General features: G+C 40.5%; 17 protein-coding genes. 10 read left to right on the forward strand and 7 right to left on the reverse strand.

The features are described 5' to 3' along the window. The coding region (locus tag AACS98_RS05770) for a helix-turn-helix domain-containing protein (protein WP_232317113.1) at positions 1 to 249 on the reverse strand (249 nt) is incomplete at its 3' end. Between the two features lie 323 nt (positions 250 to 572). Here AACS98_RS05770 and AACS98_RS05775 point away from each other — a divergent pair. After that, positions 573 to 2,045, forward strand: coding sequence for a TldD/PmbA family protein (locus AACS98_RS05775; RefSeq protein ID WP_066377227.1), 1,473 nt, complete (start codon positions 573 to 575; stop codon positions 2,043 to 2,045). Positions 2,046 to 2,195: 150 nt separating this feature from the next. Beyond that, on the forward strand, positions 2,196 to 3,536 hold the full coding sequence (locus tag AACS98_RS05780) for a TldD/PmbA family protein (RefSeq protein ID WP_066377228.1): 1,341 nt from the start codon (positions 2,196 to 2,198) through the stop codon (positions 3,534 to 3,536). A 360-nt stretch (positions 3,537 to 3,896) separates the two neighbouring features. On the opposite strand, the gene AACS98_RS05785 is transcribed toward AACS98_RS05780, so the two are convergent. Beyond that, complete coding sequence (locus AACS98_RS05785; RefSeq protein ID WP_066377229.1) at positions 3,897 to 4,619, reverse strand: response regulator transcription factor; 723 nt, start codon at positions 4,617 to 4,619, stop codon at positions 3,897 to 3,899. A 1,157-nt stretch (positions 4,620 to 5,776) separates the two neighbouring features. On the opposite strand from AACS98_RS05785, the gene AACS98_RS05790 reads away from it, so the two are divergent. Both AACS98_RS05790 and AACS98_RS05795 read left to right on the forward strand, forming a co-directional pair. Then, entirely contained in the window at positions 5,777 to 7,117 is a 1,341-nt protein-coding gene (locus AACS98_RS05790) for an ATP-binding response regulator (RefSeq protein WP_066377230.1), read from the forward strand. Positions 7,118 to 7,140: 23 nt separating this feature from the next. Continuing rightward, on the forward strand, positions 7,141 to 8,253 hold the full coding sequence (locus AACS98_RS05795) for a hybrid sensor histidine kinase/response regulator (RefSeq protein WP_066377231.1): 1,113 nt from the start codon (positions 7,141 to 7,143) through the stop codon (positions 8,251 to 8,253). A gap of 128 nt (positions 8,254 to 8,381) precedes the next feature. Here the strand turns inward: AACS98_RS05795 and AACS98_RS05800 are convergent, their stop codons facing one another. Beyond that, on the reverse strand, positions 8,382 to 8,822 hold the full coding sequence (locus AACS98_RS05800) for a response regulator (RefSeq protein WP_066377297.1): 441 nt from the start codon (positions 8,820 to 8,822) through the stop codon (positions 8,382 to 8,384). A 1,090-nt stretch (positions 8,823 to 9,912) separates the two neighbouring features. Between AACS98_RS05800 and AACS98_RS05805 the strand changes: the two genes are divergently transcribed. The 3 genes from AACS98_RS05805 (at position 9,913) to AACS98_RS05815 (ending at position 13,128) form a co-directional block, all read left to right on the forward strand. Continuing rightward, the gene (locus tag AACS98_RS05805; protein WP_066377234.1) at positions 9,913 to 11,115 is read left to right on the forward strand and encodes an AAA family ATPase; all 1,203 of its coding nucleotides are present in this window, start codon (positions 9,913 to 9,915) and stop codon (positions 11,113 to 11,115) included. Positions 11,116 to 11,468: 353 nt separating this feature from the next. Beyond that, complete coding sequence (locus tag AACS98_RS05810; protein ID WP_231866999.1) at positions 11,469 to 12,740, forward strand: amino acid permease; 1,272 nt, start codon at positions 11,469 to 11,471, stop codon at positions 12,738 to 12,740. Between the two features lie 220 nt (positions 12,741 to 12,960). Next, entirely contained in the window at positions 12,961 to 13,128 is a 168-nt protein-coding gene (locus AACS98_RS05815) for a hypothetical protein (protein WP_197480144.1), read from the forward strand. Between the two features lie 7 nt (positions 13,129 to 13,135). Here the strand turns inward: AACS98_RS05815 and AACS98_RS05820 are convergent, their stop codons facing one another. The 4 genes from AACS98_RS05820 to AACS98_RS05835 all read right to left on the reverse strand — a co-directional run bounded on the left by AACS98_RS05820 (position 13,136) and on the right by AACS98_RS05835 (position 15,227). Continuing rightward, positions 13,136 to 13,696, reverse strand: coding sequence for a hypothetical protein (locus AACS98_RS05820; RefSeq protein WP_231866998.1), 561 nt, complete (start codon positions 13,694 to 13,696; stop codon positions 13,136 to 13,138). A 430-nt stretch (positions 13,697 to 14,126) separates the two neighbouring features. Further along, entirely contained in the window at positions 14,127 to 14,351 is a 225-nt protein-coding gene (locus AACS98_RS05825; RefSeq protein ID WP_066377236.1) for a type II toxin-antitoxin system HicA family toxin, read from the reverse strand. Continuing rightward, a complete protein-coding gene (locus tag AACS98_RS05830; protein WP_066377302.1) occupies positions 14,348 to 14,563 on the reverse strand; it encodes a type II toxin-antitoxin system HicB family antitoxin in 216 nt (71 codons plus the stop codon). The genes AACS98_RS05825 and AACS98_RS05830 overlap by 4 nt, the downstream gene beginning before the upstream one ends. A gap of 106 nt (positions 14,564 to 14,669) precedes the next feature. Beyond that, positions 14,670 to 15,227, reverse strand: a complete 558-nt coding sequence (locus tag AACS98_RS05835) for a Uma2 family endonuclease (RefSeq protein WP_066377307.1) — start codon at positions 15,225 to 15,227, stop codon at positions 14,670 to 14,672. A 102-nt stretch (positions 15,228 to 15,329) separates the two neighbouring features. Here AACS98_RS05835 and AACS98_RS05840 point away from each other — a divergent pair, with 102 nt between their 5' ends. The 3 genes from AACS98_RS05840 to AACS98_RS05850 all read left to right on the forward strand — a co-directional run bounded on the left by AACS98_RS05840 (position 15,330) and on the right by AACS98_RS05850 (position 19,086). Further along, a complete protein-coding gene (locus AACS98_RS05840) occupies positions 15,330 to 15,617 on the forward strand; it encodes a glutaredoxin family protein (protein ID WP_066377237.1) in 288 nt (95 codons plus the stop codon). 32 nt (positions 15,618 to 15,649) lie between these two features. Continuing rightward, positions 15,650 to 17,152, forward strand: coding sequence for a UDP-N-acetylmuramoyl-L-alanyl-D-glutamate--2,6-diaminopimelate ligase (locus AACS98_RS05845; protein WP_066377238.1), 1,503 nt, complete (start codon positions 15,650 to 15,652; stop codon positions 17,150 to 17,152). A 494-nt stretch (positions 17,153 to 17,646) separates the two neighbouring features. Beyond that, a complete protein-coding gene (locus AACS98_RS05850) occupies positions 17,647 to 19,086 on the forward strand; it encodes a DICT sensory domain-containing protein (protein ID WP_066377240.1) in 1,440 nt (479 codons plus the stop codon). Positions 19,087 to 19,092: the final 6 nt, after the last annotated feature.

A 19,092-nucleotide genomic window follows, 5' to 3' on the forward strand; every position in this document is an offset into this window, starting at 1 on the left:
GGGGGCGCATTTCGATACTTCATAATACCAAGCATGGGTAGATTTGATTGATGCTACTAACCATTTATGTAGGTCTATGGCTGTGGGGAATTTGATTTTGTCTTGAGGGTTGAGTTTGTTATGTTGGAGTATCTGTTGACACAATGCTAAACCTTGATTCCAAGCGTGTCTGGCTACTCCGGCGTGTTGTGCTAGTAGTAGTCTTTGTTTTCGCTTGAGTTTTAGTTGTGTCTTAAATCCTAGTAGCATGATGCTATTTTACAGCCAAAGCCCGACATGATCACCTCAAACATCAGTTGTTTCACCCGGATTAAATGTGAGTATTTGTGAGCAATAGTTAGCAAATCACTGACTAGCTACTAACCCTCGCTCGACATGTTCGGGGGATAGTGTTGCGAAACCTGAACAGGAATTCAACTGCTATTTCTCAGGACTGCTAAAAACCCCCGAATTCATCCGAGGGGAAGGCGTTACTGCCTATCTGCCAACTGCGTCTTTCACTGATTTGTTAGACTGATGAAACCAGGATTTTTCAGTCACATCTCTGATCACGCCAGCAGACGAGGCTATTCATGCTTACAAATACCCTACTTCTTTCAAATCAACTCCCCACCCTGCAATATTCATCCACACCAGAACGATTCGATGACACCTGGGAAGCCCCCCTGGCTACCCTTCTGGGTTTAGGACGGGCTGCTGGTGCGGACTTTATAGAATTTTTTCTAGAACGTCGCAACTATATTAGTAGTCTGGCAGAAGAAGACACAATTACCAGCATTTCACCTAGTCTCTCCACAGGTGCGGGAGTCAGAGTATTTCGCGGCAAAGCCGACTGCTACGTTAGCACCAATGACTTATCATTTTCTGGTTTAAAAGCAGCCTTAGAAAAAGGACTTTCGATTCTGGGCTTACAACTCCCAGCCCCCAACGCTTTTATTCCAGAAATTAACCTAGAATTACTCAGAGACTACGCCACCAAACGCGGTAAAGATGGCTGGCTACCTCTGTGCAGTTCTATCCGCGAAATGGGTGAAATTCTCCTTGATGCTACTGCCTACTTAAATCGCAAGGCTAGCCATGTCCAATCCCGTCGCGCTAGCTATTTCCGCGATTGGCAAGAAGTTTTAGTTGCAGCCAGTGATGGCACTTTTGCCCGTGATATTCGCCTCACTCAGTCGGTGGGTTTTAACCTGCTGTGTGCTGACGGTGCAAATCGCGCCTCTATTGGTGAACGCGCTGGCAATACTAGCGATGCTAATTTTCTGAGAACTTGGGATTATCAGCAAGCCTCAGAGAAAATTGCCGAATCTGCGGGAAAAATGCTCTACGCTGATTACGTAGAATCAGGTACTTACCCCATCATCATGGCGAATCACTTTGGTGGTGTGATTTTCCATGAAGCTTGCGGACATTTGCTAGAAACCACCCAAATTGAACGCAACACCTCACCCTTTGCCGATAAAAAAGGCGAAAAAATTGCCCACGAAAGCCTCACAGCTTGGGATGAAGGACGGGCAGATTATGCCTTTGGTACAATCGACATGGATGACGAAGGTATGCCTGCTCAAAGAACTCTCTTGATTGAAAAAGGTGTTCTCAAGAACTTCCTCGCCGATAGAACTGGTTCTTGGCGTACTGGACACCCCAGAACAGGCAGTGGCCGCCGTCAAAATTATACCTTCGCTGCTGCTAGCCGTATGCGTAATACCTACATCGCTCCTGGTGATTACAAAATTGACGATTTATTCGCCTCTATAGATAAAGGTATTTACTGCAAAAAAATGGGCGGCGGTAGTGTTGGTGCTACGGGTCAATTTAACTTTAGTGTGGATGAAGCCTATTTAATTGAAAATGGCAAAATTACCAAGCCACTCAAAGGTGCTACCCTGATCGGTGAAGCCAAGGAAATTATGAATAAAATTTCTATGTGTTCCCAAGATTTGGATCTTGCGCCTGGTTTTTGCGGCTCAATTAGTGGCAGTATTTACACCACCGTCGGACAACCCCACATCAAGGTTGATTCTATCACCGTCGGTGGCCGCTAAAGAATTAGAGATTTTTCATTTGTTCGTAGTGAGGACTTCAGTCCTCATAATTATGTGGACTAAAGTCCTCTAGTGCGGACGCTACGCGTAGCTTGCTTCCCCGGAGGGGTACACTACAAACTATTAATTGGAATTTTGAATTTTTTTGTTATGCCCAATATTCAAGAAATCGCTACTTACGCTCAAGATAATGCTGAGAAACTTGGCATCAAAAAATTTGACATTTATGGCTCTATCGTTGATGAAACGAGTGTGCAAGTTGACCAAGGTGAGCCAAAACAAGTTAAAGCCTCAAACCGTTCTGGTGTGACTGTTCGTGTTTGGAATGAGGATAATACTATCGGTATTACAAGTACCACTGATGTAGATCATCAAGGATTAGAATTAGCTTTGAAAACTGCTTACGAAGCTAGTTTTTTTGGTGTGAAAGAACACGTTCCAGATTTTAGTCCAGAAGCTACAGTTCCACTAGCAAATGCACTTGATGACAAAGCACCGCAAGCACCTGTATCGGAACTGATTGAAAGATTATTAGGTGCTGAAAAAGAATTACTAGCGACTCACCCAGCTATTAAAGGAGTTCCTTATAATGGTTTGGCGCAAAGAGATATTGATCGGTTTTATCTCAACAGCGATGGTGCTTTGAGAAAAGATTCTCTTTCTGTATCTTCGATTTATCTCTATAGCAAAACAGAAGAAGAAGGTAAGAAACCCCGTAGTGCAGGTGCTTATAGAATCAACCGGAGATTAGAAAGTTTAGATATTGATGGTTGCATCCAAGAAACAGCCGAAAAAACAATCAGTCATTTGCATTACGAAAAAATTAAGACTGGTAAATATCAAGTTGTTTTTTCACCGGAGGCTTTTTTAAGTCTTTTGGGTGCGTTTTCTAATTTGTTTAATGCCCAAAATATTCTGGATAAACAAAGTTTATCTACTCCCGATGATTTGGGTAAACAAATTGCTTCGCCTCTACTTTCGCTGTATGATGATGCTTTACACCCTGCTAATGTAGGCGCAGAAACTTTTGATGGTGAAGGTACGCCTACTCGTCAGGTGAAGTTAATCGAAAATGGCGTTTTAACCAGTTTTCTGCACAGTGCGGGAACTGCTAAAAGGTTAAATGCTCAACCAACAGGTAATGCTAGTATTGGTGCAAAGGTTAGCGTTAGTCCTAATTTTTATCATCTGTTTGCCGCCGGAGACTCTGAGCAGGAGTTGAGTTTAGCGACTGCGGAAAATGTGATTTTAATTGATGATTTACACGCGCTTCATGCTGGGGTGAAATCTTTGCAAGGTTCGTTTTCTTTGCCGTTTGATGGTTGGTTGATTAACAAAGGTGAAAGAATTAGTATTGAGTCGGCAACTGTTGCTGGCGATTTCTTGGAACTTTTGCAGTCGATTATTTATGTTGAGAAGGAAGTAGAGTTAACCCCTGCTGGTGTGGCTCCTAGGATTTGGGTTGATGGATTATCGATAACTGGAGAGTAAAATTTAAACAGTGGTGATTTGAATTTTACTGGCAACCACATCAGTTTAAATACTCACTCAATACATCGGGAAATTTAGTTGAATTTCTCGGTGTATTATACAAAATAGTTAATAAAAATATAGTCAAATATTTCTAGCTTGGTAAGGCCGAAACCTTTTTCAAGTAGATAGAATAAACCGTCTACATCAACCAATACGGTGAAGTTAAGGGTGATTTTTGGAGATAATTGGTGTTGTCAGACGCGATAAATCGCGTCTCTACATGAGGTTTTTGGGCGAATATTAATTGTATTGTTACTAGGAAGTCCCCACTCTCAACCGTTCGCGCAACGTGTCACAGACAAGGCAGCTATGAGTAGTTTATCCTACTAAACCAGAACGCAATGCACGCACAGCTGCTTGGGTACGGTCATCGGCGCAGAGTTTATTGAGAATGTTGCGAACATGGGTTTTAACTGTACCCACGGTAATATACAGTTTTTCGGCAATTTGTCCGTTACTGCAACCAGCTACAATTAATTCCAGAATTTCTAATTCCCGTTGAGTCAGGGGGTAGGTTTCTAAAACTTGTTCATATTCTGTGGGTAGAGCTTCGATTTTGACGGTTTTGGGTTTATCTGATGGTTGGGCTTCGCCGGGTATACCTTGCCGCATCTTACTTAATACCACATTAGCGATCGCTGGATCAATCCATGAGTTACCGCCGTAAGTGGCTTGGATGGCATCTGTTAACTTGCTAATACTGGTCTCTTTCATGTAATAAGAGTCTGCCCCGGCGGCAAAGGCTGCCAAGACCGCATCCTCGGTATGATCCATTGTCAGGATCAAAATTTTCGTATTTGTTTGTCCACTCTCGGATTGATAGCGTCTAAACTTGCGGGTGAGTTCAATCCCATCCATGTCCGGTAAGCCAATATCTACCACCGCTACATCTGGCTTTGCCGTTTCTAAAAGTTTTAGTCCTTGAGTCGCATTGGCTGCTTCACCGATGACTCTTAATCCACCCTGCGACTGTAATGCGGCTTTTAGCCCCATTCTTGTGAGGTCGTGGTCTTCAATTAAAATAATGCTGATTTCATTCATTGCTACACCCGCTCTTCTCTGTTGGCAACTTGCAAGCGAATTGAGATTTCTTTAAGTTGCTTGTAACTTAGTTCTATAATTTTCCCAATCCAAAGATAGATGATATTTCTACAGCACTGCATCCACCGATAGAAATAATAAATCCTCTCTGTTTTCAAACGAGATAGAGACTAAAATCAGACTGAGGATACATTACTCTTGGGGAAAAAAATATATGATATTATCACTAAACTACTGCCTGTGTTGATCCTAACTTATTGCTTGAGGTGATATCTTGCACCATTCCCAATCAGCGTCAGGCGATGCACAGCCAACAACGTAAAACTCAGGCTTTCAGTAAGTTGTAAGCCATGCCCATGCTCCAAAAATTATCATCACCGAACAGGTGCAAGATGTGTGTTTAGGCTATCGTCAGCCAGTATTGGTGATTTTCTCCACTCTCCCATCTGGCGATTACCAAGACAACACAGGTATGACTCTGGACATTGGCAACAAAATGTAGAAACTACAACAAGTAGGATGCTTTAAACACTGATTTTACAGGCTAACCGTACCTTTCACTTCACTCATCATCAGGGTTCACTTAAGTAACACGGCTCAAGCTGACTGTACATAATGTTTGTCTGCAACTCTCACCAATGGGTGAGGACGGGTGTTAACTCATTCTTTTACAATGGTGATGAAGGTTGATAAATGTATTTTATTTTACTTTCTAGTCAATTAAAACTTGCTAACAACTCATTAACTAAATTCTAGATAATAGCTGATGAGCAATTGGCAATTAAGCAAAATCATAATTTTCATCACAAAAAATGACAACAACAAAAATTAACGGAATAGTGGAGGAAAACAACCTAAATCCCATGAATATCCTCAAGATGTTCATAAAAATTAATCTTACTCAGCCAATTAATCTAGGACAGAACGGGTTAAAGTAAGTGACAATGCTACAGGTAATCATACTCAGTTACTTAACTTAGCTACCACGAGACAAGACCAAGAGATTAATCACAAAATACTTGTCATGATCACGCTAATTTCTGAGTTATTACAGCATTGCTTTCATACCCTATCCCAAATCTAAAATTATTAGTTTGATAGATTAAAACTAGGTATGTTTGACATCGACCTGTATTTGACAGCGAAAATAAAAACAAATGGAAGAAACGCTGAGAATTTTGGTTGTAGATGACGATGAAGTAGACCGCATGGCAGTCCGTCGCGCTCTCACTCAAGCAGGTGTGCGTGGAGAATTTTCAGAAGTGAGTGATGGTAAGACGGCACTCTTTGCTTTAAAAAATGCTACTTATGACTGTGTTTTTCTGGATTGTAGCTTACCAGATGAAGATGGTTTGAGTTTAATTCATAATTTACGTGCTACGGAAATCAAAGTTCCTTTAGTAGTGCTTACATCTACAGGAGATGAACAAATTGCTGTTGAATTAATTAAGGCTGGTGCTACAGACTATGTTTCTAAATCTAGACTATCATCAGAAATATTAGCACAGGCTTTACGCTATGCAATTCGGATTCACCGGGCGGAAATGCAAGCGGCTTTAGCATTACAGCAATTACGAGAAAGTCACGAACAGCTAGTACGTAAAAACCAAGAACTGGAAAGACAAAGACAACAAATTCAGCTACAAAACTTCAAATTATTAGAAGCATCGCGGCTGAAATCGCAGTTTTTAGCTACCATATCTCATGAACTACGGACACCAATGAATGCCATTATTGGTTTTTCTCAAATATTGTTGCGTCCAAAGTTTGGGCATCTGACATATCAACAGGCAGATATGGTAGAAAGGATATTGAACAATAGTAAGCATTTACTCATGCTAGTAAATGAAGTTTTGGACTTTTCTAAATTGCAAGAAGGACAATTAGCACTGAAGCCAGAATTATTTGATTTGCCGAAAGTAATTAATACCGCAGTCGGAGAAATGCGTTCTCTGTCAGAAGCAAAAAAGTTGTCTTTGTTAGTGCAGAACAACTCGGAAAACTCTGTAGTTTTTAATGACCCAGTGCGTGTTAAACAAATTTTAATAAATCTGTTATCAAATGCAATTAAGTTTACAGAATCTGGTAGTATTTGGGTTGAGGTAAAAGACATCCCTGGGAATCGAGTAGCAATCACGGTTCAAGATACAGGTATTGGCATATCTCAGAAAGATTTTCCGCATATATTTGAAGCCTTCCGCCAAGTGGATCAAAGTATCACCCGGAAATATCCGGGGACAGGTTTAGGGTTGGCAATTGTGCATTCACTGGTGCAAATGATGAATGGGCAAATCTTTCTCGAAAGTCAATTAGGAGTTGGTTCAATGTTTAGAATTGAACTGCCGCGACAAGTGCCAATATCGAAATCGGCTAGAACATCTGGGGCGGTACAATTAGATGGCAAAGTGATGTTTAACGCGGCGCAAAATACCCACCAATCTAATTTTTATTCTCAAACCAGCACAGTATCAATGGGGTATCCTCACCTCAAATTATAAAGTTTATACACAAGTTGATAGTCATGTCTGCTGTAGAAAATACTAAAAGTGATCGTATTCTTGCTGTCGATGATACTAAAGATAATCTGATTTTGCTTCAGACTATTCTCGAAAGCGAAGGCTATGAAATTGACTTAGTAACTGACGGTGTTTCGGCTTTAAAAAAGGTGGAACAGTCGCCACCTGATTTAATTTTGCTAGATGTGATGATGCCAGGGATGGATGGTTATGAGGTGACGCGGCGGATTCGCAATAACCCGGCTCTGAATTATATTCCTATATTGTTAATTACTGCTTTTCATGAATCAAGTGTTGTGGAAGGTTTAGATGCTGGTGCAGATGATTTTATTCGTAAACCCTATGATGCAGATGAACTGTTAGCCAGGGTGCGATCGCTACTGCGTCTCAAGCACAGTTTAGACGAACAACGCAAAATGGCACGGCAACGGGAAGACTTTGTTTCCCGGCTGACTCACGATTTACGCACCCCTTTAGTCGCGGCTGATCGGATGTTGGGATTGTTTGAGCAAGAAGCTTTCTGCAAAATTTCCCCAGAAATGAAACAAGCGATCGCGGTGATGATTCGCAGTAACCAAAATTTGCTACAAATGGTCAATACCCTGTTAGAAGTCTATCGCTTTGAAGCAGGTAAAAAGACTTTGAACTATGGCAACTGTAATCTCAAAGAAATTGCCCAAGAAGTAGTCAGTGAACTCACTCAGCTTGCTAGGGAGAAAGGTATCAAACTGACACTAGACACCAGTAACTTAGATAATTTGGGAAACACAGCTGGTGTAGTGATGGGCGATCGCTTAGAACTAAGACGGGTTTTGTACAACTTAGTTGATAATAGCATCAAATTTACCGACACAGGTGGTATAAACGTTCGGGTTTGGCAACCCAATCACAACTGGGTATCTATGGAAGTGGAAGATACAGGTTATGGCATTGCTCCCGAAGACCAAGCTACTATTTTCGAGCGATTTCGTCAGGGTAGAAATAAAAGATCAGGTAGTGGCTTAGGATTGCATTTATCCAGCCGCATTATCGAAGCTCACGAAGGTTCAATTAGCCTGACCTCAGAACTCGGAAAAGGCAGTAAGTTTACAATCAAACTACCTAAGAATATTGACTAGGGACTAGGGAATAGGGAGTAGGGATGAGCCAGCAGGAAAAGGAGACAAGGGAGATTATATAGTCCATGCCCCATACCCTAAACCCAATGACTAATGACTAATGACTAATGACTAATAACTATTGACTATTAATAAGCTGATTGGAGTTGAAATCGGTCACACAGCAAGCAGCGAATTACTGCTTCTAAATCTTCTATCATATAAGGTTTACTCAGGTATTCGTCAAAACCTGCATTTAAAATGCGTTCTCGATCCTCTCTCGTAGCTAAAGCTGTGACAGCTACCACAGGAATTTCACGGGTTAATGGATCTTGCTTGAGATGACGTATAATATCAATACCATTTTGACCTGGTAACAAAATATCTAACATAATTAGTTCTGGCTGATACTCTTTCGCCACCAACACAGTTGCAGAACCATCTTTTTGACAAATAAATCTACAGCCTAGAGACTCTAGGGTATAACTCATCAGCAGCAGATTATCATCATTGTCTTCCACAGCTAAAATTAAAGGCTGCCGAGATTTATGCTTCACTTCATCACTCATGAATGATTGTGTCAGATACATTTGGTCTCCATAAGGTTCCATTAGGATTAATCGTCATTCTTGAGTCAACAGACCAATTATTCCCGTAAAAAACAAAAGGTAAGCTCAAAACCGAGATAATTAAAGATGGCTTCATATTGCTGTTTTCTCAATTAAACATCTTTTTCCATACAATCAGTTTGAAATAAATCACATTTGAGCTTGATTACTTTAGCAGACACCTATTGATTATACGCAAAATTACAGAATATTTTTAGCGTAACTTTATCATAACTTGATATACTCAATGCCAATTAACCGTATTATCACTGGTGCTGTTTAGCTAAGTAGATATCAAGATAACTTTTTGTCAGTGGAGACTCTGATTTTTTTTGTATTAAATTGTCATGTTCCTTCCTGCATAAGTATTTCCGAGTCAGCCAACCTAGGATTAAGACATTTTTTCTCAAATTTCCTCTATAACTGCTTGATTGCTTTGTAATATTTGTAGTACAATATTTTCATTGAGGAAAAACGTCAAGATGAGATATGGTCGGAAATGAAAAATATTAACAAGCGATCGCTAGCTTTTTCATGGGATATAAAACCGCAGTCAATCAACCATAAACATCAATAATATGACGGATTACCACTATCTTATCAAAGATAATCCCTGAGTGAAATCCCTAACAGTGAGCAGACATTTAGTGATATGAAAAATCTGATTGATAAATTTAATCAATGTACCTGAGAGCCTAGTAAATGCAATCATAATGCACATTTAATAGTTGCACTTTGGTATTTGATTCATTACGAGCAAAAACGTTTACCTCACTAATGCCAAGAGCTATTTTTACATTCGCCAAATTTTCAACTTCAATAATTACAATTATGTCGGCTGGGCAAATACCCAGGTATCTCGCAAAAATCACATCTGACACCTATAGTTGAGGAAATCTCAATATCCTGACAGGATGTTATATCTGTTTACCAGCTTGTAGAATGAGATAATTAACTTACCTAATCATTCAGACTGATTATAGATAATACATGAGAAGATACAAAAGTAAAACTATTTAGATAAAAATTAACTTTAACATCGAAATTTTGTTACAATTAAGTAATCAACAATATGGAATTTGATTATTTTAGAAGCAACGACGGTATTCCTAACAATCAAAATCGTCACAGCTTACTGGCGAGTGGTTGGCGACCATTGCATCGAGAATTAGACTGGGAATTCTTATGGAATCTACTATATAGCGATACCAAAGAACTAACGCAAAAAACCTTAAACCTAGCCAGTAGTCTGGCAGAGGTTTTAGGTAGAAATAACTATACTTGGTGGGCGAATATCTTAAACCTCGCATCTGAAAATACACGCTACGAAGTAGATAAATTTTGGCATTATATAACACCTGATCCGCTATCGCCAGATTATCGTTATCAAGATGTTTTGAGTACAGAAACGCCTATCGTGCAATTAGTTAGCCGTCAGAGCATACCTATTGATTATGTATTGAATCGACTCCAAGAAATTACAGTTTTACGTGTTTTAGAATTATTAGGTCGCCCTGACATCATCACCCAATATTATTTAGAAAGAAATTTTTGTTACCCAGTGGAAAAATTTATCAATTGGGAACGTATAGATGTTGTTAGTAGCGTTTATGCGTACTGGTCAAAATATGACGTTTGGTTACAAATTGAAGCTTATGAGCGCGGGCGACGACAATACACATTAATGTCAAAAGATATGTCGCCATTAATTAACAAAGCCACTTATGACTTAGCAGTGATGCTGAGTGGCTATCAAAGTCGTGTGGGAAAAGTCTACAGCCAATTTCCCATACCCAGTTTTCCCGCAGATATTCAAAGCTTTACAGATACAGTACAGCAAGCAGTTCTCAACCAAAACCAGCTAGCGGTGGTAGTTCATGGTCAACCAGGTACAGGTAAAACTGCATGGACACAAGCAGTAGCCAAAGAAATTCTGATACCGCTAGGATTTGTCATTTTTATTTTAGATCATGATGCGATCGCCAACTTTGTACCGCCCACATATTTAGAACGAATTTGCATCATCATCAACGAAGCTGATAACCTCGCGCAAAACCGTGCATCGGAAGTTGCCCAGTATAACAACAAAACAGAACACATCTTGAGTTTATTAGATGGCACACTGTACCAAAGCGTCATTGATGATAGTGGAATTCAAACCAAGCAGCGATTAGTAGTGTTGATGACTTGCAACACCACCGAAAGACTAGATCCAGCAATGTTGAGGAAAGGTAGGGTAGATTTGATTTATGAATTTACCGAAAAGTTTGTTTGATATTAGTTATTAGTTATTAGTTATTAGTCATTGGTTATTACTCATGAGTTTTTCTCCTCCGCTTCCTCCACTTCTTCCTATTCCCCAGTTAAGAGTCCCTTCCAGTCCCCACAATATAAATTATTGATTTTGGCTAAGAGTAAAGACAATTTTTGTAGGGTGGGCATTGCTTGCCACTGTCCCAGACCTAAGTTTTACCTTGTAGGCAATGCCCACCTATTCTAATTGAGAATGATGCCAGATATCACTTAAGATACTCCCCTAACCCCCCATCATCACCTGTTCCCATAACACAACCTAAAAAAATCACTTAAAATATTTACAGAAATTAACTTATTTATACCATTTCTAAGTTGCATCAACCAGAAACCACCCGTTTATTTTCTCGCCTAGAACTGAATGAAAATAAACTAACCCATCAACCCGGTAGCGTTTTAGGAAGTACCGCCCTAGTTGCAGGTACAACAGTAGGCGCAGGAATTTTAGCATTACCTACAGTCACAATACCTTCTGGTGTCATTCCCTCAACAATTTTATTAATTCTAGTTTGGCTATATGCCTTAGTTTCTGGGCTGTTGATTGCGGAAGTCAGCATAAACACCATGCGTCAACAGGGGCGGTTAAGTGTCAGTTTGTTAGCAATGGTGGAAAGTAATCTCGGTAAAATTGGGGCGAGAGTAGCAGGTGGGGCATATTTATTTCAACACTACGCTTTGCTAGTGGCTTATGTTGCCCAAGGTGGAGAAATTTTAATATCTGCATTGGCGAAAGTCTGGGGTATTCCGCATAATTTACCAGCATGGGTAGGGACAACCGCCTTTACCCTCATATTTGGCGGTATTATGTATCTAGGGCGAGAAAAGTTGATTGAAAAATTAAATAGTGCCTTTGTCGCCATTGTCATCACATCCTTTTTAGGACTCTTAGTTTTAGGCACTAGGCAAGTTAAGACTGTACAATTTTTCTTTCAAGATTGGACTACTGTAGGCAGTGCTGTCTCAGTGATGTTAGTAGCACTGTTCTATCAGAATGTTGTGCCGGTGGTAGTAACTCAGCTAGAAGGTGATATTCGCAAAGTCCGCCAGTCCATTATTATCGGTTCGGCTATTCCCCTCATCATGTTCTTAGCTTGGAATGCCGTGATTATAGGCAGTGTTACCCCTGACATTATAAAAGATACCACAGGTTTTGATCCTTTGCAAATACTCCGGGCTGGGGGTGCGGGTGAATGGTTAGGCGTGCTGATATCTATATTTTCTGAGTTTGCAATTGTCACATCCTTTATTGGCTTTGTGTATGGATTAGTCGATTTTTTCCGAGATGTGACTTTATGCCGTCAAAGAGGATTAGATGATGGTTTGCCGCTTTACTCACTGATTCTATTGCCACCGATGAGTTTAGGCGCAATGAATCCGCATATTTTCTTAACAGCTTTAGATTTTGCTGGTACTTTTAGTATTTCTTTGTTGGGAGGAATTATCCCCGCATTGATGACTTGGAAACAACGCCAAAACTCAAATCATATTCATCAATTATTAGTACCTGGGGGACGGGTGACATTGATTGTGATGATTGCTGTTGCATCAGTAGTGATCACAACAGAAATTCTATCAATGGTGAGATAGTAAGGTGTATTTCACCACAACAGCAAATATTTGAATTACCCGGATAATCGTTCAAAAGCTGGGAATAATAGATAAATCCTACTTTTATAGCTGAGAAGGATATGTTAGTTATATAACCGTAAAAAAACGGAAATTTTTCATATCCTTTATCAGAAATTTGCAGTTTGGAAATTGATGTTATAGACTGTAGGCGCAGTTACTCATTAAGGCTTCATGAATCATGACAACTACACAGACAATTACTACCAAACCCGACAAAAAATCCGCTAAAAAAAGACATCAGTCTTTTCCTAAGATGGATATTGGTACACCGAAAGTACCATTACGTAAACCTCAAAAAATCAAACAGGAGTACGAATTGTTAAGCGACTGGGAACACGCAAGTTAATTTATGATCAAAAATTCCACTCACATAATTGAGATGGTGGTGTCATCCGAGGGCGGTTGTATTGATAAAATCCCTCAAGATTTAGCAAAGCTTGGCGATAAAGCATCCACTTTACAGCATCCTGATGATTAGCGGTACTGATCAAATTACCTTGGCTGAGAGTCAATCGCCCTTCAACATCCCAATTAAATGCAGACTGGGGTAGATTATATTGCTGATGACTATCCCACAAAATAGCTAACGCTTCACCAGTAACTAGATTACCTTTCAAATTACCGCGAATACAGATGAAGTTATCCGAGTGGGGATAGCCGTAATACCCCTGAAATTGATTTGCAGTTTTGTGAAAATTTGCACAAACTCCCGCACCAACTCGCCAGTCTTGCGGATCAGGTTGACTGCAAAATTGGTAGTCACCATCTGCTAAATTGCCTATGTTAACTTTGGGTGTTTTCACCCGCAAGTTTATATCTTGTTGTGGAACTAATTTATTAAAATTTAACTGACTTGTGAACAGAGTTGCAAAGATAGCAAAGATTGGTGCGAGATGATTTACATCCAGCATCATTCGATCTCCAATTATCTAGGAGACTGACACAACCGAAAAAGCCCATTCTACACAGCAGGAGCCGCAGAAATTGCTAAAAATATCAGCAGCATCACAATTAACAGGCTGATTTTGACAATTAGGTAGGTATTCGGGTCAAATAAAGCAAAATCGTGAGACATATTACACCTCTCTATTTCATTCTCTGTTTTAGAGTTTGATGAGGTATTGGTTTTTAGCAGCCCTTGGCTACTCTATATTTATATTGTCTCTCACAATCTGAGATACAGGCTATAATTTACACCTTTAGTAACATTTTTTAGGATATTGATAAGTATATTGATCAAACTTCGTAGGGTGGGCATTGCCTCTGACAGTTGATAATTACAAAATATACATAGTTATAGGTAATGCCCATCCTACTTTTACTAGCTCGCAAAGGTATTAATACTCATAACAATTCTCTGAATTCTTCACGAGTTATTTGGCAATCACGCAGTATTTGAGCCATCAAACCACGACCAATTGTTTCACCGGAATGCACAGGAATTACTGTTCTACGCCCATCAGTATGGATCAGAATATGATGACTTCCCCGGACTCTAGCAACTTCAAAACCAACTTTGAAAAGAGCTGCAATAACTTCACGTCCGGTGACACTTGGGAACTGACTCATACTTCAACTGCGACTCGCTGAATACCAACAAAGTCTAGTGAATCTTGCTGCTCTTCCTCAAATTCTAAACAAAGTTCAATGGCTTCTCTAATGCGTTCCATCAAATCATCTAAATTTCTTGCTTGTGTATGACACCCAGGAAGATTTGGTACGGACGCTACAAGATAGCCATCTGCATCACGTTCGATAATTACATTAAATTCTCGCTTCATAATGACTTTACTGAAGTTTTCACTATATTTTCTCATGATTGCAAGAGCTTATATGCTCGCCCTTTGACGATGGAGATATCATTTAGGCGATCGCTCTCCTAAAATACTAAGGAATTCCTGCTTGTTGAAAAATCTGCTGCGGTGTGATTTCCAAGCCTTGCAGCAAGTCATCTGCTAAACTGTCTTCACCAGTTTTGGTTTGTGGTCTGGCATCAGGATAAAACACGGTGACAGTTTTGGCTTTGGCATCTAATACCCAAACTCGCAACACACCTGCTTCTAGGTAGTCTGTCGCTTTGGCACTCATTTCTCCAAAACTTTGGTCGGGAGAGATAATTTCAATCGCTAAGTCTGGAGGTATGGGACAGGGTTGATCTTCGATCGCATCACTGTTGAGGCGAGAGTATGACACATAAAGTAAATCTGGTACAGGAACCCAGTCCCGTCCTCGGCGTTTTAATGTCACCGCCCACTCGATACCAACCTCACCGCGACCTTGCGCCCACGGTGTTAAAAGTATACTCAGAGCTAGGGTTAATCGTGAATGAAATCTTTTTGGTGCCATTTTAGGTTTTAGTTCGCCGTCAACTAATTCGTAGGTGATATCTCCTTCTGGGAGTGCGAGGTATTCTGCAAGTGTGATTTGGGATTTGAGTTGAGTCATGCGATCGCCTACCCTCATTCATAACTCTATTTTGCTCGATGACACAGCCATTCAGTTTCCGCCTATCATTAAAGATGCGATAGGCGCGATAAGTTTAGGTCAATGCAATTAATTCTGTACAGTAAACCCGGCTGTCATTTATGTGAAGGCTTACAAGAAAAGCTGGAACAAATCCCCAATCCCATATTTGAGTTAGAGATTCGTGACATTACCACCCATGAAGATTGGTTTAGGGCGTATCAGTATGAGATTCCAGTTCTTCATGTAGTCAAGAGTGATGGCGAGACAGAACAAGCTTTACCCCGTCCTTCTCCCCGCGCTAGTGTGCAGCAATTAGAGCAAATGTTGTATAAGTATTTAGCCAACAGCGAGAAAAATAATGCAGAATAAGCGCAAGATAAATGTGTGGCGAGGTTCACAAAATGAAATTGCGGGAATTACTAGCAGCAGTAGATAGTGTGGATCAAATCCCTAATAATCCGGCTTTGGCGAATGCTGAAGTTCAAGGATTAAAAACTAATTCCCATGCTTGCGGTGTGGGAGACTTGTTTATTGGCATGCCTGGTACAAGGGTAGATGGTGGGGAATTCTGGCCGAGTGCGATCGCATCCGGTGCTGTCGCTGCCATTGTTTCCCCCCAAGCTGTAGAAAAAAATCCTCCGACAGATGAGGCTGTTGTCATTAGTGCTAACAACATGACTAAAGCTTGCGCCCAAATTGCGGCGGCTTTTTATGGATATCCTGGGCAGAAACTCAAATTGGTGGGTGTGACTGGTACTAATGGTAAAACTACTACCACTCACCTAATTGAATTTTTCCTCACCAAAGCCCAATTACCAACGGCTTTGATGGGAACTCTCTACACTCGTTGGGCTGGTTTTGAACAAACAGCCGCCCATACTACACCCTTCGCGGTGGAACTACAACAGCAGCTAGCGCAAGCTGTAAAGGCTGGTTGTGAGTTTGGGGTGATGGAAGTCAGTTCTCACGCTTTGGCGCAAGGCCGGGTTTTGGGTTGTCCGTTTGAGGTGGGGGTGTTTAGTAACCTGACTCAAGACCATTTGGACTTTCACCAAGATATGGAAGATTATTTTGGGGCGAAAGCTTTGTTATTTAGTCCTGAATATCTCAAAGGACGGGCGATTATTCATGCTGATGATGCCTACGGTAAACGCTTAATTGCTGCTTTGAATCGTCAAAAGGTATGGAGTTACAGCGTTAATGATAGTAATGCTGATTTGTGGATGAGTAATTTAAACTATCAGCCAAATGGTGTGAGTGGGACTCTACATACACCAGAGGGTGAGGTAAGTTTTCAATCGCCTTTAGTTGGTCAATATAATTTAGAAAATCTTTTAGCAGCAGTTGGTGCGGTTTTACATCTGGGTTTAGACTTGCAATTGGTAGCAAATGCTATTGGTGAGTTTCCGGGAGTTCCCGGACGGATGGAACGGGTACAAATTAGCCCTGACCAAGATATTAGTGTGATTGTGGATTATGCCCATACACCAGATAGTTTAGAAAACTTACTCAAAGCCGCCCGGCCGTTTATTCCTGGGAAGATGATTTGTGTGTTTGGTTGTGGTGGCGATCGCGATCGCACTAAACGCCCGAAAATGGGTAAAATTGCGGCGGAATTAGCTGATGTAGCGGTTGTTACCTCGGACAATCCCCGCACTGAACACCCAGAACGGATTTTAGAGGATGTTTTGGCAGGTATACCTGATACAATACAGCCGATGGTAATTTGCGATCGCGCTACCGCTATCCAAACCGCAATTTTACAAGCCCAACCCGGCGACGGTGTATTATTGGCTGGTAAAGGTCACGAAGACTACCAAATTCTCGGTACAGAAAAAATCCACTTTGACGACCGAGAACACGCACGTCACGCATTACAAACGAGAATCAACTCACAAGGTTAAAAACAGCGCAACTTTTCAACCAGGGTAAACATACAGGTGTAAGTGTGCAGAACCCTTACACCTTACCTAGTCAAAGATATGGGTTTTTCTTTGCGTCTCTGTGTCTTGGCGTTGAAACAGAAATTGACATGATTTTCTCTACTGAGACTGTATCATACCATTTGGCTTTAGTTACTGATCATTCTCCTATCTCTGCATTCACCCCTCAATTTTCATCATTCATTTTTATCTCTCGAAAAAATAAAAATACGTGGTAATTTTCTGGTAAGATAACCATCTTTGATCAAGAGATATCAAAGTATGAAAAAATCTTAATGTATTTTCAAAACTGCAACAAATTTTAACAAAATCAAATTTTGTAGAGTAATAATTAACTATCTAATTCATTAATATGTCTTTTATCTAGATTTTGAGCAAAAAGCATATAAATACGCGAAAATTAATTACATGATTACTTCCTCATTGCCCTTAATTTTATTGGTTGTGTTCAACTCATGAATGACTTCCTGCATCAAGATTTGTCAGTTTATCAGCTAGCTGTAGGAGCGGAAGCGTCCCCCCAACCAATTCCTCTCAATGCTGCTACGCTGCTATCAATGGTGAGAGCGCAAATAGACTTACTCATTGAGCAGCAAATCAATGCAACACTCTGGGTGAAACTGCCACCGGGTAAAATTTGGTGTCAGGAATTACGGCGTTATCAGTTATCAATAAAGCAGCCAATTAATATCTACAATTGCCAAATTAAGGGAGCAGACGCAGCAAAAAAAGATATAGTAACCCAAGAAGAACAGCAGGAAACCATGACACCATATATTAATCAGGTGGATGTGGAACTATTAGCAAATAATCAATTGCATCGAGAATACTTCTTGGTAGTATTATCGCCAAAGTTTAGCAGTTTATTGGTAGCATCTCAACAGGTTAGAAACGATGAGAGCGAAAATTTAGCAAAAGAAAATTCGCCGAAAAATCTAACTTTATTGACAATTACGACTATTGATAGCAGAGTTATTCAAAACGTACTAGATGGCTTGAAACAAGAGATTCAATTAGAATCAAATCAAATTGCACCAGCCGATTTGATCTGTCAAAATATCTGCGAACCAGCACTGTGGAGTTTGCTGTTTGCTAAACAAATCCAGCGACAAGATGAAATTAATCGGCAAATTAGACATGAAAGGATAGGTAAATTACAGGGACAAAATCAAACCCTGCAAAAAAAAGAACAACAGAAAGATGAATATCTCAAAAATGTTTCTCAAGAACTGCGTACACCCCTGACGCAAATGAAAACAGCCCTGTCGCTGTTGAGTTCGCCTAATCTCAAACCCCAACAGCGACAGCGATATTTACAAATGCTCAATACTCAGTGCGATCGCCAAAGTACACTAATTACCAGTCTATTGGATCTAGTAGAACTAGAGCATACTTTGGAGGCGACTAACTTAGAATTAGTTAAACTTGCTGATATTGTACCAGGAGTAGTCAGCACCTACCAACCTGTAGCCCAAGAGAAAGGTATCATGCTAGCCTACACCATACCCACTGATTTACCGCCTGTGTGGTGCGTCAATGGTGGACTCAGACAGATAGTAATTCACCTCCTGTATAACAGCCTCAAGTTTACCCCCACAGGCGGTGAAGTCTGGGTAACAGCCAGAATTGAGGATGAATATGTACAACTAGAAGTCCGTGACACAGGCATTGGTATCGCCGAGGGCGAAATTCCCAAAATTTTTGACTGCTTTTATCGTGTGCGTTCAGGAAACAGTGAGGAGATTAACGGCGCAGGTTTGGGTTTAACAATTGTGCAACGCCTGTTATGGAATTGTGGTGGTTCGATTACCGTCAAAAGTCAGCTTGATGAAGGATCTATTTTTACAGTACAGCTAGTACCAGAAGGCAAAGATCCAAAACTAGGGGGGAGATAGAGTCAA

It is taken from the genome of Anabaena sp. CA = ATCC 33047, assembly GCF_963870205.1.
Classification (GTDB): domain Bacteria; phylum Cyanobacteriota; class Cyanobacteriia; order Cyanobacteriales; family Nostocaceae; genus Trichormus.